A 21307-nucleotide genomic window follows, 5' to 3' on the forward strand; every position below is an offset into this window, starting at 1 on the left:
GTGACCTGCCCCCTCCGCCCTCCCGCGCGGGGCGTGTTACTCTTTCTCTACTTTGGCGTCCCCGGGGGCCCGGGCCGGGGGGGGGGGGGGGGGGGGGGGGCCCGCCGCGCCCCCCCCGCCCGGGTCAGCGAAAACGATCAGGCTGAGGCCGTAGCCCGTCAGTCGCTGCGGCGTGCGATCCGGCGCCGAGCGGCGAGGCCCAGGACCGCGGCAGCGGCGGCGGCGGCGCCGCCGACCAACAGAACCGTTTCGGTGCGTACCCAACCGGTGGCCGGTTCACTGGTAGGTGCGGGGCCCGGCTCGGCGGCGGAATTGAACGTGACGTCCACCTGCGCGGTGCTGTCACGCACGCACGACGCGCAGTGCGCCGTGAAAATGACGTGCCTGATCCCGACTTCCCCCACTGCGGCCTGTGCGGGGGTGCTCGCGAGTACCGCCGGGACCGCGGCGCCGAGGAGCGCCACGCCTGCGCCCATCCGGGAAAGCTTCATAGCGACCCGACGGTCGGTCACGGGGCCGGCGCCAGGAACTGGGTGGCCGCCAGGCGTGCGTACAGGCTGTCTTGGCCCAGCAGTTCCGCATGGGTGCCCACCGCGCGTACCCGCCCCGCGTCCATCACCACGATCCGATCCGCGTGGGTCACCGTGGAGAGGCGGTGTGCCACGACGAGGACGGTGGTCGTCCGGGCGGCATGCGTGATGACGTCGCGTACCGCGAGTTCGTTGCCGGCGTCGAGCTGCGAGGTCGCCTCGTCCAGGAGCAGCAGCCGGGGTTTGCGCAGCAGGGCGCGGGCGATGGCGATGCGTTGCCGTTCGCCGCCCGACAGCTTGGTGCCGCGGTGTCCGACGGGGGTTTCCAGGCCCTGCGGCAGGCGGTCCACCAGTGCGTCCAGGTTTGCTCGGACCAGGACGTCGTGGATGTCCTGGTCGCTCGCGTCGGGCGCCGCGAAGATCAGGTTCTCCCGCCAGCGTCCCGGCCAGGACCGGAGTGTCCTGCTCCACGTATCCGATGGCGCTCCGCAACTCCGGCAGCGACCAGTCGCGGACGTCCTTGCCGTCGACCAGAACCCGGCCCCCGGTCGTCTCGTAGAACCGCTCGACCAGCGCGAAGATCGTCGACTTGCCCGCCCCGAGGGGCCGACGAAGGCCGTCATCCCGGCGCTCTGCACCTCGAAACCGACCTGGTGGTGGACAGGCGGAGGTCATCGCGGTAGCGGAAACTCACGTCCTCGAAGCGGACCGACGCCGGGCCGTCGACCCCCGTCGATGTCCCGGGGCACTCGGTGAGCTCCCGTTCCAGGGGCTCCGTTTCAAGCCGCTCCACCTCGGCAATGCGGGCGACGGCCGCCGATCCTTCCTGATACTTGGAGGCCGCCTCGACGAGCCTGTCCACCGGCTCGATGACATAGAAGAGGTAGAGCAGGAAGGCGATCAGAGTGGACACGGGGATCGCCCCGGAGGCCACGCGCGCCCCGCCGACCCCGAGCACCGCGAGGAACGAGAGCTGCATGGCCAGACCGACCGACCCCTCCGCCACCGCCTCCCACTTCGCGCCTGTCACGCCGTGCCGCCACGACCGCTGCAGTGCCGCGTCGGCGACCGCGGTCTCGCGCTGTTCGGCACCTGACGCCTTGACCGTCCGCAAGGCACCGAAGATTCGTTCGAGGACGGAGGAGACCTCCCCAACCGCCTCCTGCGCACGCTCGGTGGCCTGCGCGATCCTGGGCATCACCAGGGCGACGGCCCCGCCGATCAGCACGCCACAGCCAGGGTGACGCCGAGCAGCACGGCGTCCAGGAAGGCCATCATGACGATGGCCGCGGCCAGGGTCACGGCGCCGGTGGCACCGTTGACGACCGAGGCCGACCCCCGGGCGTCGAAGGATCCACCGGCGGAGGACGCCACCTCGGAGCCGCCAGACGACTTCCCGTCCTCGGCTGTGCTGCGCAGCGAAGGCCGGCGTTCCGTCCGGCTGAGCGGACCGACCTCGACCGACTGGCCCGGGCCACGGCGGTGCCGGCGGCGCCGCACCGACTCGCGCAACCCGGCGTACGCGCTGGACCGCATGGCTCGCGGTGCCCGTGAGCCCGGCCGACGCACCCACGGCCGGCGCTGCCACCACCAAATCCACCCCGGTGTCACCCGGGTTCACGATCCGGTGACGCGGACTACCGCTCCAGGGAGGGGAGCTCGTCAGGAGCCGGACAGATGCGCCGGCCGGCGTGATCGAACACGTACAGCTGCGCCAGGTCTACCAGCAGCGGAATCTGGCCCCCGGCCCGTACCCGTACGTGCGGTCCGGTGCGCACCACGAGGTCGCTGCGCACCGCCCCTCGCCGTGCCGGACCGATGGTCGCCTCCGGCTCCCAGGCGGCTCCCGCCGGATCCTCCAGGACCGCTACCGGACCGGACAGCCGTTCCATGGCACGCTTCCCGAGCCGGCTGAGGCCGCTCTGCCGCTGCTTGGTGCGGCGTCGGGGAGCGGTCGGGTTCCGGGGTGCTTCCAGGTCGGCCACCACCGCGGGGCGCGAGCCGGTGTCCACGTGGACCAGCGCCTCGTGGCCCTGGTACTCGACGTGCTCGACGATGCCCGTCATCGCCACCTCGCCCGGCCGTGCCTGGCTGGGCGAGGCTATCCGGACCGCCTCCGACCGCAGGCCCACGATGATCGGGCGCTCCTGCTGGATCCGGAGCAGCTGGTGATCGGGGCTGAGGGGCTGGGGAAGGGTGAGCCGGTGCCGTCCCAGATCGACCCACATGCCAGCGCCCAGCGGTGCGTGGACGACGGCCTGGAGCAAACTGATGCGGGGTGTTCCGATGAACGCGGCGACGAACACGTTCGCCGGCAGGGCGTAGGTGTCCCTCGGTGAGCTGACCTGCTGCAGGACGCCGCCCCGCATGACCGCCACACGGTGGCCGAGGGACATGGCCTCGGACTGGTCGTGCGTGACGTACACCGTGGTGACACCGAGTTCGGAGGTCAGCCGGGCGATCTCGGCCCGCAGGTGGCCGCGGAGCTTCGCGTCCAGGCTGGAGAGCGGCTCGTCCATCAGGAACACCGACGGGCGGCGGGAGATGGCCCGGCCCATCGCGACCCGCTGGCGCTCGCCGCCGGAGAGCTGTCGGGGGAATCGGTCGAGGAGGTCTTCGATGCCCAGCATCCGGGCCGTGGCCTCCACCCGCGGCTCGTGATCCCCGCGGGGGTCGCGCAGTTTCAGCGGAAATCCGATGTTGGCGCGGCCCGTCATGTTCGGATAGAGCGCGAAGCTCTGGAACACCATCGCGATGTCCCGCTCGCTCGGCGGCACGTGGTTGGCGTACGCGCCGTCGAGGAACAGCTCGCCCTCGGTGATGTCCTCCAGTCCCGCGATCATCCGCAGGACGGTCGACTTGCCGCAGCCCGAAGGCCCCAGCAGCACCAGGAACTCGCCCGGCTCGACAGTGAGGGAGACGTGCTCGACGGCGGGGGAGTCCCGCCCGTATCTCTTGCTGACATCACGCAACTCGATGGTTCGACCCATGACGATCCGCCCGGCGCTGGGAATGGTGGAGGGAGAGGAGGGTGGGGGAGATGAGGTCAGAAGTTAGCCCACGCCGCGGTGTGAGGGAACACCCTGAGCGAGATCGAACGAGCGGACCCGGGAGGTGGCCGTGGCCGACGTTGACGCGGCCCCCCATCGGGGCCAACTGCCTTCCGGGCAAAGCGATGTACGCCGGCGCCGCCCGAAGCACGGGCCGGCACCGGCGTACGCATGAGCGGGAGGCCCACCCGTCTGCCGGAGGTGGGCGCTGAAGGTTCCGCGGGGAGGGGCTAGGCGTTGCCGGGAGCGTGCAGCTCGCCCGTCCGTGCCACCGCCGCGTACCAGCGGGCGCTCGACTTGGGTGTGCGCTCCAGGGTGTCGTAGTCGACGTGGATCGCCCCGAAGCGTTTCGCGTACCCGTACGACCACTCGAAGTTGTCGAGCAGCGACCAGAGGAAGTAGCCGCGCACGTCCACCCCGTCGGCGATCGCCCGGTGTACGGCCTCGAGGTGCGTGTGGACGTACGCCGCCCGTTCCGGGTCGTGGACCGTCCCGTCCGGACCGACCTCGTCCTCGTACGCCGCTCCGTTCTCACTGATGACCAGCGGCAGACCGGGATAGCGAGTGGCAGTCCGGGTCAGCAGGTCGTACAGCGCGTTCGGGTCCACCGGCCAGCCCATCGCGGTGCGTTCACCCGGAGCCCGGTGGAAGGCGACTTCGTCCGCGCCGGGCCAGGGTGAGTGCTCGCTGTTGCCGTGCCCGTCGTCCTGCGGCCGTTCCGCGCCCTTCGCGACGTGCGAGACGACCGTCGGGGTGTAGTAGTTGACGGCGAGCAGGTCCAGGGGCTGGTGGATCGTGGCGGCGTCGCCGTCCCGGACGAAGGACCAGTCGGTGAGGTGGGCCGTGTCCGCGAGGAGGTCTTGGGGATAGGCGCCTTCGAGCATGGGGCCGAGCCAGATCCGGTTGCCGACGGCGTCGATGCGCCGGGCCGCGTCCTGGTCCTCGGAGGAGGGGGTCAGGGGGCGGACCTCGTGGAGGTTGAGGGAGACCGCGAGCTGAGCGTCCCCCGGCAGTGCGGTGCGCAGGGCCTGGACGGCGAGGCCGTGGCCGAGGTTGAGGTGGTGGGCCGCGCGCAGGGAGGCGACCGGGTCGGTCCGGCCGGGGGCATGGACCCCGGACCCGTAGCCGAGGAACGCGCTGCACCAGGGCTCGTTGAGGGTGATCCAGCGCTTGACCCGGTCTCCGAGGGCATCGGCCACCAGGCCCGCGAACTCGGCGAACCGCTCGGCGGTGGAGCGCTCGGGCCAGCCTCCGGCGTCCTCCAGGTGCTGGGGGAGGTCCCAGTGGTAGAGAGTGAGGGCGGGTTCGATGCCGGCGGCGAGCAGTTCGTCGACGAGCCGGCGGTAGAAGTCCAGGCCCTTCTGCACCGCCGGGCCGCGTCCGGTCGGCTGGACGCGGGACCAGGAGACGGAGAACCGATAGGCACCCAGGCCGAGTTCGGACATCAGGCGGACGTCTTCGGAGAAGCGGTGGTAGTGGTCGACGGCCACGTCGCCGGTGTGGCCGTCGAAGACCTTGCCGGGGGTGTGGGAGAAGGTGTCCCAGATGGACGGGGTACGGCCGTCCTCGCGGGCGGCGCCCTCGATCTGGTAGGCGGCGGTGGCCGTGCCCCACAGGAAGTCGGATGGGAAGGTACGGACGGTGGTGAGTGGCCGGGTCTCGGACGCGGTCATAGGAGAGCGCTCCCAACGCGAGCTTGGATGGTGTGGTGCGGACAGGGGGAACGGAGCCGGCCGCTTCGTGACCGGCCGGTCAGGACGGGACGGGGCGGTAACGAGGGGGCCGGGCGGTAAGGAAGGGGCCGGGGGGGAAAAGGAAGGGGCCGGGCTCTGCGGACGGGACCGGGCGGTCAGTTCTTGACGGCGCCGGCGGTGATGCCGCCCACGATGTGCTTGCCGAGCACGGCGAAGACCAGGAGCAGCGGCAGCGTGGATATGAGCGCGCCGGTCAGCACGACGGCCTGGTCGACGGTGTGGTTGCCCGCGCCGAGGCCCGCCAGAGCGACCTGGAGGGTCGGGTTCCCGTCGGGGGTCAGTGCGATGAAGGGCCAGAAGAAGTCGTTCCAGGCCTGGACGAACACGAGCATCCCCAGGACAGCCATCGCGGGCCGGGCGACGGGGAAGACCACGTGCCAGATGATGCGCAGGCTGTGCGCACCGTCCATCCTGGCCGCCTCCACCAGCTCCACCGGCAGCGCCTCGATGAGGTATTGGCGCATGAAGAACACGCCGAAGGCGGCGACGAGCGAAGGCAGGACGACGGACTGGAGCTGATCGACCCAGCCGAGGTCGGTGATGATCTGGTAGAGCGGGATCACGCTGAGCTGCGGCGGGATGGTCATGGTGGCGACCACGAGGGCGAGCAGCGCGCCGCGGCCCTTGAAGGGAAGTTTGGCGAAGGCGAAGCCGGCCAGGGTGGAGAACAGCACGGTGGAAAGGGCGACGAGCGAGGCGACGACGGTCGTGTTGACCAGTGCCTCGCCCATGTCGACCTGGTTCCAGGCGAAGGAGAGGTTGTCGAAGAGCCGCGGGCCGGGCAGGAGCGGGGCCGGGGCCTCGACCACGCGCTCGCCCGTGTGGGAGGCGGCGACGAGGTTCCAGTACAGCGGGAAGAGGGAGACGAGGGCGGCCAGTCCGAGGAGGACGTAGGTCAGTGGGCCCGCGTGGTGCTGGCGGCCCGGCGACTGGCGGAACCGGCCGGGGCGCGGTGCCTTGGTGCTGGTCGTGTCGAGTGCGTGGGCCATGAGCTCAGCTCCCCGCCTTCTTGCGCATGGGGCCGACGGAGCCGCTGGTCCGGCGGCGCCTGAGGTCGCGGTTCTGGTGGGAACGGGTGATCAGGGCCTGGATGCCGCCGATCAGCAGGAGGAGGAGCAGCATGACCCACGCGATGGCGGAGGCCTGCCCGAGTGCTCCGGTCACCCAGCCCTTCTCGTACATGAGCAGGCTCAGCGTCTGGAACTGGTTCCCGCTGCCGCCGCTGATGCCGACGCTGCCGCCGAAGAGCATCGGCTCGCCGAAGAGCTGGGTGGCGCCGATGGTGGAGACGATGACGGTGAAGAGGATCGTCGGTCGGATGGAGGGGATGGTGACACTGAGGAACTGGCGCCAGCGCGATGCCCCGTCCAGCGCGGCGGCCTCGTAGAGGTCCTGCGGTACGGCTTGCATCGCCGCCAGGTAGATGAGGGCGTTGTATCCCGTCCAGCGCCAGGTGACGATCACTGAAATCGCTATCTGGGCAGGCCACTTGGACGATTCCCAGGAGACCGGGTCGAAGCCCACCCAGCCCAGGACCGTGTTGATCAGGCCGTAGTCGGTGTTGAAGAGCTGGGCGAAGACGAGCGTCGCCGCCGCGATCGAGGTGGCGTACGGGGCGAGGATGGCCACGCGGAAGAAACCCCGGCCGCGGAGACGGTAGTTGAGCAGGTGCGCGAGGCCGAGGGCCATCAGCAGCTGGGGAACGGTGGAGATCACACCGATGGTGAAGGTGTTGGCGAGGGCGTTCCAGAAGAACTCGCTGGTGGCCAGGGAACTGTAGTTCTCCAGCCCCTTCCACTGCGAGCTGCCGCCGAGTTCGACCCGGTGGAGGGAGAGCCAGCCGGTGTAGATCAGAGGGAAGAGCCCGAAAGCGGCGAAGGTGAGGAAGAAGGGGGCGATGAAGACGTAGGGGATCGCCTTCAGATCGAAGCGGTACAGCGTGCTCCGCAGGCTGCTCCGGCCGGAGGGCCGCTGCCTGCGGGTTCGGGACCGGGAGCCTGAGTCAGGGTCCGGGAGTTGGGTGTCGGGCGGTGGGGAGCTGTTGTCCGTCGCCCGTACGGGGGTGGCCACGGGGGCGTCCTTCCAGGTGGATGAGTGCGGTGTGCGGAAGGCGACAGCCCGCCGCCGTCCGCGGGGAGGCGGTGAGTGGCGGCGGGCTGTCCTGCTGCTCCGCTACTTGTCGATCTTGTCGTCGACCAGCTTCTTCACGTTCTCCCAGGCCTTCACCGGGTCGGTGCCGCGCTGCTCGATGTCGAGGATGCCGTTGTCGGTGAGGAAGGTCTTCACCTGGCCGTCCCAGCGGCTGATCGGCGCGGGCGTGATGCCGGCCGCGGCCTCCGAGTAGATCTTGCCGACCGGGGTGTCACCGAAGTACGGCAGCTTGGCGTCCTGGACGGCCGCCGACGTGAGCGTGTCCTTGGTGGAGGGGATGTTGCCGTTCACGCCGAAGACCTTGGCGTGCTGGGCAGGCGCGGTGAGCCAGGCGGCGAGCTCGGCCGCCTCCTTGGCGTGCTTGCCGGACTTCGGTACGGCGAGGAAGGAACCGCCCCAGTTGCCGGCCACGGGCGGCGCGGCGATGTCCCACTTCCCTTGGTTCTCCGGGCCCGCCTGGTCCTTGATGATGCCCGTCATCCAGCTGGGACAGGCGACGGTGGCGAACTTCGCGTTCTTGAAGGCCGCGTTCCAGGTGCCCTTCTCGTCGAACTGGCGCAGCTTGGCGGTCAGTTCGCCCTTGGTCGCCGCCACGGCGGTGTCCCACGCCTTCTTCACGCCCGGGCTGTTCTCGTAGTCCAGCTCGCCCTTGGTGTTGGCGTACTGCACGGGCTGGCTGGAGATGACAGCGTTGAACAGGCCGCTGGCGGAGTCGTGGAAGGCGGTCCCGGCCGGGGCGCTCTTCTTGTACGTCTCTCCGGTCTCGATGAACTTCGCCCAGTCGCCCGCCCAGAGCTTGGCGACCTCGGTGCGCTCGGTCGGGAGCTTGGCCTGGGCGAAGAGGTCCTTGTTGTAGCAGATCGCCATCGGGCCGATGTCCGTGCCGAGACCTATGACCTTGCCGTCGCCCGTGGTGGCCTGCTTCACCTTCCAGTCGAGGAACGCGCCGAGGTCCGCCCCTCCCGTCTTGCCGAGGTCGGCCCACTTGTCCGCCATGGCGGGACCGGTCGCCTCCGCGATGTAGCCCACCTCCAGTGCCTGGATGTCGGCGAGACCGCTGTCGCGGGAGAGGCGCAGCTTGAGCGTGTCCCAGTACTTCTGGCCGTCCGCGACGTTCGACTCTTCGATCTTGATGTTCGGGTGGGTCTTCGTGTACTCGGCGTAGAGCTTGGCGCCGGTGGCGTCGTCGTAGCCGAAGGAGCCGAAGGTTCCGATCCGCAGCGTGATCTGCTCGCCGCCGGCCGCGCCGTCGCCCTTGCCGTTGTCCCCGTCGCTGCCGCAGCCGGTGAGCAGGGCCGTACCGGTCGCCACGACGGCGACCGCGGCGACCGCGTTGATCGCGGTGCGGCGTCCGCGACCGTGTCTGCTGCTGGAAGTGCGCATTCCACTCTCCTCGTCCAAGGTGGTGCTCGTTGTGCGCCAGGAAGTCCGGCGGGCTGTTCGCGGCTCGGCGAGGGCCCTGCCCGGACCTGATGTGAAGGCCGTTGTCGCACCCCTGGATGGGAGCGCTCCCACGTCGTTGCCGGAAGGTTGCTGCCTGGCGGGTGCGAATGTCAAGAGATGAACGCGAATTCATGACGCAGTCGGGTCCGAGGGGAAGCCCGCCGTCAGCTTGTAAACGCGCCCATGGCGTCCAAGCGAAAACGAGGATAGTGTGGGAGCGCTCCCACGTCCTCTTTGGCATAATGTCTGCCACCGCGACCGGTGGGTCCACCATCTTGCCTGATTACCTCATCAATTGCCGGGTCCGTCGCCCGGCGCGGAGCGCGATGTCGCGCGAGGGGAGTTCGAGAGTCGTGAGCGGACAGCGCAACGGGAGGCCCACCCTGGAGGAGGTCGCGGCCCTGGCAGGTGTCGGCCGGGGCACGGTCTCCCGGGTGATCAACGGCTCGCCGCGGGTGAGCGAGCAGGCCAAGGACGCCGTCGCCCGCGCCGTCGCCGAGCTGGGGTACGTACCCAATCAGGCGGCCAGGGCCCTGGCCGGGAGCCGTACCGACGCGGTCGCCCTCGTCATCCCGGAGACCGAGGCCCGGCTGTTCTCCGAGCCCTACTTCCTCGACCTCATCCGCGGCGTCAGCGCAGAACTGGCCGACGCCGACAAGCAGCTGCTGCTCACCCTGGTACGGACCGAGGCGGAGCGCCAGCGATTCGAACACTATCTGGCCGCCCAGCGGGTCGACGGCGTACTGCTGGCGTCCGTACACGGCGACGACCCGCTGCCGGACCGGATCGCACAGCTGGGCCTGCCCGTGGTCATGAACGGGCGACGCTCCGAGGCCGAACCCGTCGCCTACGTGGACTCCGACAACATCGGCGCCGGACGCGCGGCCGTCGCCCACCTGGTGGGGCGGGGCCGGAGCGCGATCGCGACCATCAGCGGGCCGCTCGACATGTACGTCGCCCGCGCCCGTCTGGGCGGCTACCGCGCCGGGCTCGCAGAGGCCGGGATCGCGCCCGACGAGTCGCTGGTGGCGACCGCGGACTTCACCGAGGAGGGCGGCCGTCTGGCGATGCGCGCGCTCCTGGAGCGCGCCCCCGGCCTGGACGCGGTCTTCGCCGCCTCCGACGTGATGGCGGCCGGCGCGCGCGGAGTGCTGCGCGAGGCCGGACGGCGCATCCCCGAGGACGTGGCCCTGGTCGGGGTGGACGACTCGGTGGTTGCCCGTCTGATGGATCCGCCCCTGACGAGCGTGCGCCAGCCGATCGAGGAGATGGGCCGCACGATGACCCGCCTGCTCCTCCAGAAGATCGCGGAGGGGGCCCGGGCCGGCGTCGCACCGCGGCAGGGCGCGGACGAGGAGCCGCACCGGGTCCTCCCGACGGAACTGATCGTGCGGGATTCCTCCTGAAATCGTGCGGGATTCCTCCTGAGGTAGCGCCGAGTCGAGTCGTTCGGAGCGCCACGTAGGGACGGAGCGCGTCCCCGGGACCGCGCATGGCCTTCCCGTGGTGCACGGGAAGGACTCCCGGGGCCGGTGCCTTCCGGGCGTGCCGAGGCCCGGCACGGCACGGAGTCTGGGTTCCGTACCGTGCCGGGCTCCTCATCGGCAGGGCATCACAGTGCCGGGTGGGCGTTCTTCATGAGCTCCTGGAACTGGGCGGAGAACCACTGGCCCGAGAGCGGCGCGTCGGGGAGGGAGCCCGACATGCTGTTGCCGTTGCGTGCGTTGCCCGTGTAGGTCGGGTCACACATGCGGTCGAAGCCCTTGCCCTCGTTGTTCGGGATCTCCTTGCTCGCCCCGTCGGACTCGCCCGGGGGCTTGATCCAGACGTAGGCGTCGATGCCCGCGGCCGGGGCGGCCTGGGGCCGTTCGCCGAGGCCCGCTCCGGCCTGGTTGCACCAGTTGCCGAGGTGGATGCGCCGGTCGTACCGGCCGCCGTTGACGTACGTGTCCACGCTGGTCAGCGCACCGGGTCCGGTCGGGCGGGCGGTGCCGCCCCAGCCGTTGCGGGAGGTGTCGATGAGCATGCCGAGGTTGGCGTCGAAGCCGAGCGAGATCAGCTTGGTCCGCATGGCCTGGGCGTAGGACAGTTCGTCCGTGTAGCGGTTCCAGTCGACCCACTTCGACTGGCGCACGGAGGTGCCGTTGACCGAGTCGTCGATCTTGAAGTGGTCTTCCTTGAGGGCGCTGTAGTTGGCCGTGTTCACGATGAAGCCGTGGACCTTGGAGAGCGTGGAGCCCTCGGCGGTGGCGGCCTGCTTGAACATTTCGGCGGAGGGGCCCATGTTGTCGTCCCAGCCGAGCCAGCCGTGGTGGCCGGCGTCCACGTAGTTGTAGACGTTGGCGACCGAGCCCAGCTTGTTCAGTGCGTAGCCGACACCCTTGATGTAGTTGCCGTTGGTCTTCATCACGTCGCAGTTGGCGGTGGCCGTCGGGCGCCCCGAGACGTTGGTGACCAGGTTCGGCAGCGAGTCGATCTCCACGGTGGTGACGATCCGCAGCCCCGCGTACTTGGCGTCGCCGAGGATCGCGGCGATCGGATCGATGTAGGTGGTCTTGTACTTGTCGATCTCCGTCGGACCGAGCTCGCCGTTGGAGGCGAGCGCGGCACAGTCGCGACCGGGCAGGTTGTAGATCACGAGCTGGATGACCATCTCGCCACTGCCCTTCTGCGCCAGTGCCGCGTCGAGGTGGTCGCGCAGGCCCATGCCGCCGTTCACGCCGGCGATGGCGGCGGTCCGGTCGAGCCAGACGCCGGTGGGCTGGTTGGCGACCCGGGAGCCGCCGGGCTCGGCGGCGGCCTTGGCGGACCACTCGGGGTTCACGTACACCTTGGCGCCCGCGTACGGGTTGTCGGCCTTGCCGCCCGAAGGCGGCGGGGTCGTGGGCGGAGGGGTCGTGGGCGGCGGCGTGGTGGGCGGGGGAGTGGTCGGGTCGGTGGCGCCGTTGCAGGTGACGCCGTTGAGCTTGAACGTCGCGGGGACGGCGTTCGTGCCGGTGTGCGAACCGTTGAAGCCGAAGGAGGTCGAACCGCCCGTGGCGAGCGACCCGTTGTAGGACATGCTCTTGGCGGTCACGGCCGCACCGGACTGGGTGATGGTGGCGTTCCAGCCCTGCGTCACCTGCTGACCGTTCGCGTAGGACCACTCCAGGGTCCAGGAGGCGACCGGGTCGCCGGTGTTGGTGACGACGACGTTGGAACCGAAGCCGTTGTTCCACTGGTTGGTGATCTGGTACTCGACCTTGCAGCCCGCGGTGGCGGCGCCGGCGGAGGTGCCGAACACGGTGGCCGTGGCGCCGGCTGCGGTGACGAGACTGAGGGCCGCCAGGAGGGCGGTGCGGGGAATGGTGCGGCTCATTGCGGGGGGTGCCTTTCAGTTCAGGGTGCGCAGGCGGTCGCGCAGCCCGGTGCCGAATGCGGTGGGTGGGTCGCACGAGGTGCTCAGGGGGAGGCCTGGGGGAGTGGGCCCAGATGTCCGGGCCGCGGCCAGACCGTCCGTCGGGGGATGGGTGGATGAGTGAGTCACCGGCTCGGGTCGTCGACGATCGGGACCGGTACGCAGTCGCGGCCCCGTTCATTCGAGGGGCGTCGAGCAGGTTCCTCGTGTCGGCGACCTGCCGGCCACGGCCGGGCAGGCGCCGTCGCCGCGTGAGGCGGGCGCTGCTCCGCCGAGCAGCGCTGACACGGGCGGAGATGTCGAAGGAGAGACCTTGGAGCAAGGTCGGACTCTGACGGTGCATCAACCGTGGAAGCGCTCCCACTGGTTGGGGCCAGACCGTAGCGCCAACTGACGCCAAGCAAAAGAGGGGTTGAGTAAATTCCCTGCGGATTGCCTTCGACTCTTCACACGTCTTGACGCGGTCGCGTCACCTCTGCACAGTGGGAGCGCTCCCACTGGTTCACAGCTTGTGCACCCATCCCGTCTCCCCGAGCCGCGAGGAGAACCATCCGCATGTCGGCACCTCCCCCACCCAGATTCCGTGGACGACGCAGACTGCTGACCGCGTCCGCCATGGCCGTGTCCCTCTCCCTCCCCCTGGGCCTCACGGCCGTCGGCGCCACCACCGCCGCGGCCGCCGCGGTGCAGTGCAGCGTCGACTACAAGACCAACGACTGGGGTTCGGGCTTCACCGCCGAGCTCACCCTCACCAACCGGTCGTCCACCGCCCTCGACGGGTGGACCCTGACCTACGACTACACGGGCAACCAGCAGGTCACCAACGGCTGGAACGGCACCTGGACCCAGACCGGCAAGACCGTCCGCGTCGTGGCACCGGACTGGAACAGGACCGTCGGCGCGGGCGCGGCCGTGACGACCGGAGCCCAGTTCACCTACAGCGGGACCAACACCGCCCCCACCGCGTTCGCGGTCAACGGCACCCCGTGCGCCGGGGCCCACCAGCCTCCGGTCGCCGTCCTGACCAGCCCCACCGCGGGCGCGGTCTACACCGTGGGCACCGCTGTCCCCCTCGCCGCCACCGCCGCCGCGGCTGACGGCGCCACCGTCGGCAAGGTCGAGTTCTACAGCGACACCACGCTCCTGGGCACGGACACCACGGCGCCCTTCACCTTCAGCGCCACCGGTCTCACGGCCGGTTCCCACTCCCTCTACGCCAAGGCCTACGACAGCCTCGGAGCCTCGGCCGAGTCGGCCCCCGTCGGCATCACCGTCGCCGCCGGAGCAGCCCTCGTCGCCACCCCCGCGCAGCTCTCCGTACGCCGCGGGGAAGCGGCCACCTTCGACCTGAAGCTCTCCAAGCAGCCGGCCGCCGCGGTCGTGGTGGGCGTCGCCCGCACCTCGGGCAACACCGACCTCGCCGCGACCCCCGCCGAGCTCACGTTCACCGCGGCGAACTGGAACACCGCCCAGAAGGTGACGGTCACCGCCGGCACGACCGGCAGTGGATCCGCCGTCTTCACCGCCACCACCCCCGGCCACGCCAAGGCCGAGGTGACGGTCACGCAGCTAGCCGCCGACTCCACGTACGACGCCCGCTTCCTCGACCTCCACGGGAAGATCACCAACCCGGCCAACGGCTACTTCTCGCCGGAGGGCATCCCGTACCACTCCGTCGAGACGCTGATCGTCGAGGCCCCGGACCACGGGCACGAGACGACCTCGGAGGCCTACAGCTACCTGATCTGGCTGCAGGCGATGTACGGGAAGATCACCGGGGACTGGACCAAGTTCAACGGCGCGTGGGAGGTCATGGAGAAGTTCATGATCCCCACCCACGCGGACCAGCCGACGACCGGCTCCTACAACGCCTCCAAGCCGGCGACCTACGCCCCCGAGCACGACCTTCCCTCGCAGTACCCGGCCAAGCTTGACGGAACGGTCACCTCCGGGGTGGACCCGATCGCCGGCGAGCTGAAGAGCGCGTACGGCACGGACGACATCTACGGCATGCACTGGCTCCAGGACGTCGACAACGTCTACGGCTTCGGCAACGAGCCCGGAAAGTGCTCCACCGGACCGGCAGCGACCGGGCCCTCGTACATCAACACCTTCCAGCGCGGACCCGAGGAGTCGGTCTGGGAGACCGTTCCGCACCCCACCTGCGACAAGTTCGCCTACGGCGGCAAGAACGGCTACCTCGACCTCTTCACCGGGGACGCCTCCTACGCCAAGCAGTGGAAGTTCACCAATGCCCCGGACGCCGACGCGCGCGCCATCCAGGCCGCCTACTGGGCAGACATCTGGGCCAAGGAGCAGGGCAAGGGGACCCAGGTCACCGCGACCGTCTCCAAGGCGGCCAAGATGGGCGACTACCTGCGGTACTCCATGTTCGACAAGTACTTCAAGAAGGCCGGCAACTGTGTCGGCCCGACCGTCTGCCCCGCCGGCACCGGCAAGGACAGCGCGCACTACCTGATGTCCTGGTACTACGCCTGGGGCGGAGCCACCGACACCTCGGCCGCCTGGTCCTGGCGGATCGGCTCCAGCCACGCCCACGGCGGCTACCAGAACCCGCTCGCCGCCTACGCGCTGAGCGAGTACGCCCCGCTGAAGCCCAAGTCGCCGACCGGCTCCGCGGACTGGTCGACGAGCCTCGACCGGCAGCTGGAGTTCTACCGGTGGCTCCAGTCCGACGAGGGCGCCATAGCGGGAGGCGCCACCAACAGCTGGCAGGGGCGCTACGCGCAGCCCCCGGCCGGGACCCCCACCTTCCACGGCCTCTTCTACGACGAGAAGCCCGTCTACCAGGACCCGGCGTCCAACCAGTGGTTCGGGTTCCAGGCCTGGTCCATGCAGCGGGTCGCCGAGCTCTACCAGCAGACAGGTGACGCCGCCGCCAAAACCGTCCTCGACAGATGGGTCGGCTGGGCCCTGTCGAAGACCACGATCAACCCCGACGGCACCTACCGCATCCCCTCCACCCTCAAGTGGTCGGGAGCCCCCGACACCTGGAACGCGTCCGCTCCCGGCGCCAACGCCGGCCTGCACGTCACCGTCGCCGACTACACCGACGACGTGGGCGTGGCCGCCTCCTACGCCAACACCCTGACCCACTACGCCGCGAAATCCGGCAACGCCGAGGCCAAGCGGGTCGCCAAGGCCCTGCTCGACGGCATGTGGGCCCACCACCAGGACCCGCTGGGCGTCGCCGTCCAGGAGACCCGCACCGACTACAGCCGCTTCAGCAACCCGGTGTACGTGCCGAGCACGTGGACCGGCAAGATGCCGAACGGCGACACGGTGAACTCCTCGTCCACCTTCGCCTCGATCCGCACCTTCTACCAGGACGACCCGGCCTGGCCGAAGATCGAGGCCTACCTCGCCGGCGGCGCCGCGCCCGCCTTCACCTACCACCGGTTCTGGGCCCAGGCGGACATCGCCCTGGCCATGGGCTCGTACGCGGAACTGCTCGAATAGCAGCCCGCCCCGCCCGGCGGACAGCTCCGCGTACGACGAGGCCGGGCAGCCCGCAAGGGACCTGCCCGGCCTCCACGCATCAGGGCCTCAAGCCCCTGCTCAAGGGAAGAGCGGCATCGTTCCCCCGCTCGGGTCGTGGGCGCCCTCGCCATCCCCCTCCGAGAAGGAACTCGTATGCGATCTTCACCGCACTACCCGCGCAGTGCGCGAAGCCCGTGGGGCGCGCTGCTCACCGCACTCGTCTCGATGGCCGCCCTGCTCACCGCCGCGTCGGCGGTGCAGGCCGACACCACGATCTGTGAGACGTTCGGAACGGCGACGGTCCAGGGCCGCTACATCGTCCAGAACAACCGGTGGGGCACCGGCGAGAGCCAGTGCATAGCCGTCACCGACTCGGGATTCAAGGTCGTCCGGGCCGACGGATCGGTACCGACCAACGGCGCCCCGAAGTCCTACCCGTCCGTGTACAACGGCTGCCACTACACCAACTGTTCGCCCGGCACCAACCTTCCCGCCCCACTCGGCGGCATCGCCACCGCACCCACCAGCATCTCCTACGCCTACGTGAACGACGCGGCGTACAACGCCTCGTACGACATCTGGCTCGACCCCAGCCCCCGTAAGGACGGCGTGAGCCGGACCGAGATCATGCTCTGGTTCAACAAGGTCGGACCGGTCCAGCCCATCGGCTCCCCGGTCGGCACCGCCACCGTGGCCGGGCGCCAGTGGGAGGTGTGGTCCGGCAGCAACGGCTCCAACGACGTGCTGTCGTTCGTCGCACCTTCGGCGATCACCAGCTGGACCTTCGACGTCATGGACTTCGTCCAGCAGGCCGTCTCCCGCGGGCTGGCGCAGAACAGCTGGTACCTGACGAGCGTCCAGGCAGGGTTCGAGCCCTGGCAGAACGGCGCCGGTCTCGCCGTGACCTCGTTCTCCTCGGTGGTCAACCTGGGCTCGCCCGGTGATCCGGGTGATCCGGGCGGTCCGGGCGATCCCGGGGGCTCTTCGACCTGCAAGGTGGCGTACGCCACGAACGTCTGGCAGGGCGGCTTCACCGGCGACGTCACCGTCACCAACACCGGCTCCTCCAGGGTGAGCGATTGGAAACTCGCGTTCACCCTGCCCGCCGGGCAGCAGATCACCCATGCCTGGAACGCGAACGTGTCCCCGTCTTCGGGCTCGGTCACGGCGGGCAACGTGGGCTACAACGCGGAGATCGCCGCGGGTGCCCAGGCATCCTTCGGATTCCAGGGCACCTACAGCGGCACTTTCGCCAAACCCTCCGCCTTCAGCCTGAACGGGAGCGCCTGCACCCTGGCATGACACGCGGCCGCCCGGCCGGCGCGTGCGCCGTGTCAGCCGGTCTTCAGGAGGTCGTCGGCGGCGGTCCTGGACAGTTCGACCCGCACCAGGCCGGCTGCCAGTCTCGCCAGGTCGTCGGTGTCCACCAGGCGCGCAAGATCCTCGGGCGAGGACGGGAGGCCGAGCTCGGCGGCGGCCTCGCGCGCGCGGTCGTCGAACGACGGGCGCAGCTCGGGCCACACGCCCTGGGCCTCGCGGCAGAAGATGTCCGCGCCCACCGGTCCGATCCGCGGGACCTCCCGCAGAAGCTCGCGGATTCGGTCGGGGTCCCCGTCGGCCGCGTCGCGGAGCCGGCGCAGGTCACCGCGGTACCGGTTGAGGATCAGCTCCGCCCCGTTGCCCAGCGCGGTCGACGTGCTCTCGTCGTAGCGGACGTAGTGGGCGCGGCCGAGCGCGTCCACCCGTTCCTGCCAGGACGAATCCGCCATGGCCCGGGGTGTGCGCATCCCGGCCGCGAACAGCTCGCGGGCCGCGGCCACCGCGATGTCGGCCTTGATGCGTACGGAGAAGAGCACGCAGAGGGTGAGCAGCTGATAGAGGGGCGCGGGGGTGTTGCGCAGCTTGATTCCGGCTTCCTCGGCGTGGGTCCGCCCGTATGCGTCCATCAGCCGTCGCACGGTCGTGGACCGTTGCCGTGTCATGGCGTCAGTCCCTCCTCGTCAGGGGTCGGTGCGCCGGGCAGGGGTCATCGGGCGCTCCCGGCCGGTTGCCCGCCGACCACCTCGCCGGCCGGCTTGCCGTCGCGCGGCCCCGGGTGGCGGGGGTGCAAGGGTGCTCACCCCGCCCTGGGCGTGCGTCGTACCGGACCAGCGATCCCTTGACTGTCATCGCGCCCTCCTCCTCACACCGTCGGGCGGGGCGTCCCACCCACGCGGCTACCCGGCCTCGCCACGATCACCCGCGGCGGTCTCGAACGGGCCGGTCCTGAGCTGCTTGGGGGGTCCGGTGGCGGGAAGGCGCCCGGATGGCAGGCCGCCGGGCCCGACCGCGTGGCCGCGTGGCCGGCGAACCCGTCTCGGCAGACATCGCGACCAGGGCAACGGACCCGCTGAGCAGGCGGCGCCTCGCGACACGCATGTGAACGGAGGAAGCGTGATGAGAGCCGTGACCTGGCAGGGCCGCCGCAAGATCGAGGTGGCCACTGTTCCGGACCCGCAGATCGTCGAACCCACGGACGCCGTGATCGAAGTGACGACGACGGGCCTGTGCGGATCGGACCTTCACCTGTACGAGGTGCTCGGGCCCTTCTTGGACGCAGGCGACATCCTCGGCCACGAGCCCATGGGAGTGGTCGCCGAGGTGGGGCCCGGGGCACGGGACCTGAAGGTGGGCGACCGGGTCGTCGTGCCGTTCAACGTCTCCTGCGGGACCTGCTTCATGTGCGAACGAGGTCTGCACTCGCAGTGCGAGACGACCCAGGTCCACGAGCACGGCAGCGGCGCGAGCCTCTTCGGATACACCAAGCTCTACGGGCAGGTGCCCGGCGGGCAGGCCGAGTACCTGCGCGTCCCCTTCGCCGACACCCTCCCGATCCGTGTTCCCGAGGGGCCGCCGGACGAACGGTTCGTGTACCTCTCGGACGTCCTGCCCACCGCCTGGCAGGCCGTCGTCTACGCCGACGTCCCACCCGGCGGCAGCGTCGCGGTCCTGGGTCTCGGGCCCATAGGCGACATGTGCACCCGCATCGCCGCCCACCGCGGGGCCGGCCGGGTGATCGGCATCGACCTGGTGCCCGAACGCCTCGCCCGCGCCGCCGGTCATGGTGTGCACGTGTTCGATGTGTCCGAGTACGGGGACCAGCTCGTCGACGCGGTCCGCGACGCGACCGGCGGCCGCGGCCCGGACGCCGTGATCGATGCCGTCGGCATGGAAGCCCACGGCGGCGTCGGCGCCAGGGCGGCGCAGACCGCGACCGGCCTGCTCCCGGACGCCCTCGCCTCCGCACTGATGAAGAAGGCCGGCGTGGACAGGCTGGGCGCCCTGAAGACGGCCATCGACCTCGTGCGCCGCGGCGGCACCATATCCCTCTCCGGCGTCTACGGTGGTGCCGCTGATCCGCTTCCGCTGCTCACGATGTTCGACAAGCAGATCCACCTGCGCATGGGGCAGGCCAACGTCCACCGGTGGGTCGACGAGCTGATGCCCCTGCTGACCGAGCGAGATCCCCTCGGCGTCGAAGGCTTCGCCACCCACCACCTGCCCCTGGACGACGCCCCCCAGGCGTACGCGGACTTCCAGAAGAAGCGGGACCACATGGTCAAGGTCCTCTTCCATCCCTGATGCCGGCCGGTCGGCACCGCCCGCGCCCGCCATCCCGGCCTTCGCCCCGGTCGGGTGGTGCGGAAGGCAGGCGCAGGCCGGTCTCCTTCCCGGCGTCACCAAGTCCTCTTGGTGGTGCCCCTGTCCGGCTACCGGCGTCGCTCCTCCGTGGGACCGGCTGCGTAGGCGGCGCGCACGGCGGATTTGGTGATCTTTCCGGACGCCGTGCGGGGCAGGGTGTCCGTAAGGATCACGGACTTCGGAATCTTGTACGGGGCGAGCCTGCCGTGCAGATGACCGAGGAGGGCGTGCTCCTCGGTGCGGGATCCGGGATCGAGGACGACGACGGCTCGGCCGACTTCGCCCCAGACCGGGTCGGGCACCCCGATGACCGCGCATGCGGCGACGGCCGGGTGGGTGAGGAGCGCGTCCTCGACCTCGGCCGGGTAGACGTTCTCACCGCCCGAGACGAACATGTCCTTGAGCCGGTCGACGATGTAGACGTATCCGTCGGAGTCGGTCCGGGCGACGTCGCCGGTACGCAGCCAGTGTCCACCGCCCTCGGTGAAGGCGGCCACGGTGTCTTCGGGCCGGCCCCAGTAGCCGGTCATGACGTTGGGCCCCTGGACGAGGATCTCGCCGCGCTCTCCGGGTGCGGCGTCCCGGCCGTCGGGCAGGACCACGCGGGTGTCGGTGAAGAAGTGCGGCACGCCCGCGGAGCCGGCCTTGGCCGAAGTCTGTTCCCTGTCCAGGGAGAGGATCCCCGGGGCCGCCTCGGTCATGCCGTAGCCCTGGCTGAAGGCGAGGCCGCGGTCGAGGTACGCGGCGATGGTGCGAGCGGGCACGGGTGCGCCGCCGCAGTTGAGGGTGCGCAGGCCGGACAGGTCCGTCGAGGCCCAGCGGGGCCGGGCGGCCATGGCGTCGTACATCGTGGGGACGCCGAACATGTACGTCACGCGCTGGTTCTCGATGGTCTCCAGTACGTGGTCGGCGTCGAAGGTGCCCAACAGCACCACCCGGCCGCCCTTGAGGAGCGTGGGCAGGCAGGTCATGTTGAGGCCGGCGGTGTGGAACAGCGGGGCGACGACCAGGGTCACCTCGTCGCCGGCCAGGTCGGTGTCGACGAGGACGTTGACGCTGTTCCAGATGATGTTGCCGTGGGAGAGGACCGCACCCTTGGGGCGGCCCGTCGTCCCGGAGGTGTACATGATCATGCACGGGTCCTCCGGCGCCACGTTCTGGTCCAGGGGCCCGGTGCCGCCGCGGGCGAGGAGCTCCTCGTAGCCGAGGGCCCCCTTGCCGGGCCCGTCGAGCGCGATCCGGTGGCGTACTGCGGCCTCGTCACCCGCGGCGCGTGCCGTCCCGGCCTGCTCCGGCCCGTGAACGAGGACGATGCTGCCCGAGTCCGACAGGTTGTACGCCAGTTCCGGGGCGGCCAGACGGGTGTTGAGCGGGACGAAGACCGCCCCGAGCAGGCCGGCGGCGAACAGCGTCTCCAGGAAGGCAGGATGGTTGGGGCCGAGGTACGCGATCCGGTCGCCCCGGGCCGTACCCAGCTCCTGCAGGCTGTGGGCGAGGCGCAGGACGCGCTGGTGGAGTTCGCGGTAGGTCCAGGAGAGGTCCTCGTGGACGATGGCGACCCGGTTCGGGGTCTTGCGGGCCCGGCGCGTCGGCCACGAGCCGATGCCTTGGTTCAACATGACGACTCCTTCGGTTCCTTCGGTTCTTCCGGTTCCTTCGGTCCGCGAGCAGGCCGAGCGTGCAGTACACCGCCCTCACCGTGCGGGAGGCGCTGAACCGCACGTGGCGCTCCCTCGCCTGACTCCGGCTCCGGACATCGGCTGACGTGGCCGGCGTTCGGCGTGCTCGGCACGCCGAACG

Annotated in this window: 13 protein-coding genes and 1 pseudogene; 4 read left to right on the top strand and 10 right to left on the bottom strand. The window is 70.3% G+C overall.

What is annotated here, in order from left to right; genetic code table 11:
• Positions 1-158 precede the first annotated feature (158 nt).
• From ABZY57_RS26225 to ABZY57_RS26255, 7 genes and pseudogenes are all read right to left on the bottom strand, one after another.
• Positions 159-491: a hypothetical protein gene (locus ABZY57_RS26225; protein WP_356515900.1), complete on the bottom strand. Its 333-nt coding sequence runs from the start codon at positions 489-491 to the stop codon at positions 159-161.
• Between the two features lie 17 nt (positions 492-508).
• A pseudogene (locus tag ABZY57_RS26230) lies at positions 509-1865 on the bottom strand (ABC transporter ATP-binding protein); the annotation flags it as partial.
• 302 nt (positions 1866-2167) lie between these two features.
• Positions 2168-3520, bottom strand: coding sequence for an ABC transporter ATP-binding protein (locus ABZY57_RS26235; RefSeq protein WP_356515902.1), 1353 nt, complete (start codon positions 3518-3520; stop codon positions 2168-2170).
• Between the two features lie 290 nt (positions 3521-3810).
• The gene (locus ABZY57_RS26240) at positions 3811-5253 is read right to left on the bottom strand and encodes a GH1 family beta-glucosidase (protein ID WP_356515904.1); all 1443 of its coding nucleotides are present in this window, start codon (positions 5251-5253) and stop codon (positions 3811-3813) included.
• 176 nt (positions 5254-5429) lie between these two features.
• Complete coding sequence (locus ABZY57_RS26245) at positions 5430-6323, bottom strand: carbohydrate ABC transporter permease (RefSeq protein ID WP_356515906.1); 894 nt, start codon at positions 6321-6323, stop codon at positions 5430-5432.
• Positions 6324-6327: 4 nt separating this feature from the next.
• Positions 6328-7404, bottom strand: a complete 1077-nt coding sequence (locus ABZY57_RS26250; RefSeq protein WP_356515908.1) for a sugar ABC transporter permease — start codon at positions 7402-7404, stop codon at positions 6328-6330.
• 102 nt (positions 7405-7506) lie between these two features.
• Positions 7507-8868 carry an ABC transporter substrate-binding protein gene (locus tag ABZY57_RS26255; protein ID WP_356515910.1) on the bottom strand — a complete coding sequence of 454 codons (1362 nt, stop codon included), beginning with the start codon at positions 8866-8868 and terminating at the stop codon, positions 7507-7509.
• A gap of 386 nt (positions 8869-9254) precedes the next feature.
• Between ABZY57_RS26255 and ABZY57_RS26260 the strand changes: the two genes are divergently transcribed.
• Complete coding sequence (locus ABZY57_RS26260; protein WP_356515911.1) at positions 9255-10334, top strand: LacI family DNA-binding transcriptional regulator; 1080 nt, start codon at positions 9255-9257, stop codon at positions 10332-10334.
• 206 nt (positions 10335-10540) lie between these two features.
• Here ABZY57_RS26260 and ABZY57_RS26265 read toward each other — a convergent pair whose 3' ends face one another.
• A complete protein-coding gene (locus tag ABZY57_RS26265) occupies positions 10541-12286 on the bottom strand; it encodes a glycoside hydrolase family 6 protein (RefSeq protein WP_356515913.1) in 1746 nt (581 codons plus the stop codon).
• A gap of 654 nt (positions 12287-12940) precedes the next feature.
• Here ABZY57_RS26265 and ABZY57_RS26270 point away from each other — a divergent pair.
• Both ABZY57_RS26270 and ABZY57_RS26275 read left to right on the top strand, forming a co-directional pair.
• On the top strand, positions 12941-15805 hold the full coding sequence (locus ABZY57_RS26270) for a glycoside hydrolase family 48 protein (RefSeq protein WP_356515915.1): 2865 nt from the start codon (positions 12941-12943) through the stop codon (positions 15803-15805).
• A gap of 174 nt (positions 15806-15979) precedes the next feature.
• Complete coding sequence (locus tag ABZY57_RS26275) at positions 15980-17128, top strand: cellulose binding domain-containing protein (RefSeq protein WP_356515917.1); 1149 nt, start codon at positions 15980-15982, stop codon at positions 17126-17128.
• Between the two features lie 32 nt (positions 17129-17160).
• Here the strand turns inward: ABZY57_RS26275 and ABZY57_RS26280 are convergent, their stop codons facing one another.
• Positions 17161-17808 (bottom strand): endonuclease, encoded by a 648-nt coding sequence (locus ABZY57_RS26280; RefSeq protein ID WP_356515919.1) that lies wholly within the window; start codon positions 17806-17808, stop codon positions 17161-17163.
• Positions 17809-18262: 454 nt separating this feature from the next.
• Here ABZY57_RS26280 and ABZY57_RS26285 point away from each other — a divergent pair, with 454 nt between their 5' ends.
• Positions 18263-19447, top strand: coding sequence for an alcohol dehydrogenase catalytic domain-containing protein (locus ABZY57_RS26285; protein WP_356515921.1), 1185 nt, complete (start codon positions 18263-18265; stop codon positions 19445-19447).
• 128 nt (positions 19448-19575) lie between these two features.
• Here the strand turns inward: ABZY57_RS26285 and ABZY57_RS26290 are convergent, their stop codons facing one another.
• Positions 19576-21126 (bottom strand): long-chain fatty acid--CoA ligase, encoded by a 1551-nt coding sequence (locus ABZY57_RS26290; protein ID WP_356515923.1) that lies wholly within the window; start codon positions 21124-21126, stop codon positions 19576-19578.
• Positions 21127-21307 lie beyond the last annotated feature (181 nt).

This window comes from Streptomyces sp. NPDC006450 (assembly GCF_040612195.1).
GTDB lineage: Bacteria > Actinomycetota > Actinomycetes > Streptomycetales > Streptomycetaceae > Streptomyces.

Bases quoted from the DNA above. Each gene is read 5' to 3' on its own strand.
- ABZY57_RS26225 (WP_356515900.1), bottom strand. From the start codon at position 491: ATGAAGCTTTCCCGGATGGGCGCAGGCGTGGCGCTCCTCGGCGCCGCG.
- ABZY57_RS26235 (WP_356515902.1), bottom strand. From the start codon at position 3,520: ATGGGTCGAACCATCGAGTTGCGTGATGTCAGCAAGAGATACGGGCGG.
- ABZY57_RS26240 (WP_356515904.1), bottom strand. From the start codon at position 5,253: ATGACCGCGTCCGAGACCCGGCCACTCACCACCGTCCGTACCTTCCCA.
- ABZY57_RS26245 (WP_356515906.1), bottom strand. From the start codon at position 6,323: ATGGCCCACGCACTCGACACGACCAGCACCAAGGCACCGCGCCCCGGC.
- ABZY57_RS26255 (WP_356515910.1), bottom strand. From the start codon at position 8,868: ATGCGCACTTCCAGCAGCAGACACGGTCGCGGACGCCGCACCGCGATC.
- ABZY57_RS26260 (WP_356515911.1), top strand. From the start codon at position 9,255: ATGTCGCGCGAGGGGAGTTCGAGAGTCGTGAGCGGACAGCGCAACGGG.
- ABZY57_RS26265 (WP_356515913.1), bottom strand. From the start codon at position 12,286: ATGAGCCGCACCATTCCCCGCACCGCCCTCCTGGCGGCCCTCAGTCTC.
- ABZY57_RS26270 (WP_356515915.1), top strand. From the start codon at position 12,941: ATGGCCGTGTCCCTCTCCCTCCCCCTGGGCCTCACGGCCGTCGGCGCC.
- ABZY57_RS26275 (WP_356515917.1), top strand. From the start codon at position 15,980: ATGCGATCTTCACCGCACTACCCGCGCAGTGCGCGAAGCCCGTGGGGC.
- ABZY57_RS26280 (WP_356515919.1), bottom strand. From the start codon at position 17,808: ATGACACGGCAACGGTCCACGACCGTGCGACGGCTGATGGACGCATAC.
- ABZY57_RS26285 (WP_356515921.1), top strand. From the start codon at position 18,263: ATGAGAGCCGTGACCTGGCAGGGCCGCCGCAAGATCGAGGTGGCCACT.
- ABZY57_RS26290 (WP_356515923.1), bottom strand. From the start codon at position 21,126: ATGTTGAACCAAGGCATCGGCTCGTGGCCGACGCGCCGGGCCCGCAAG.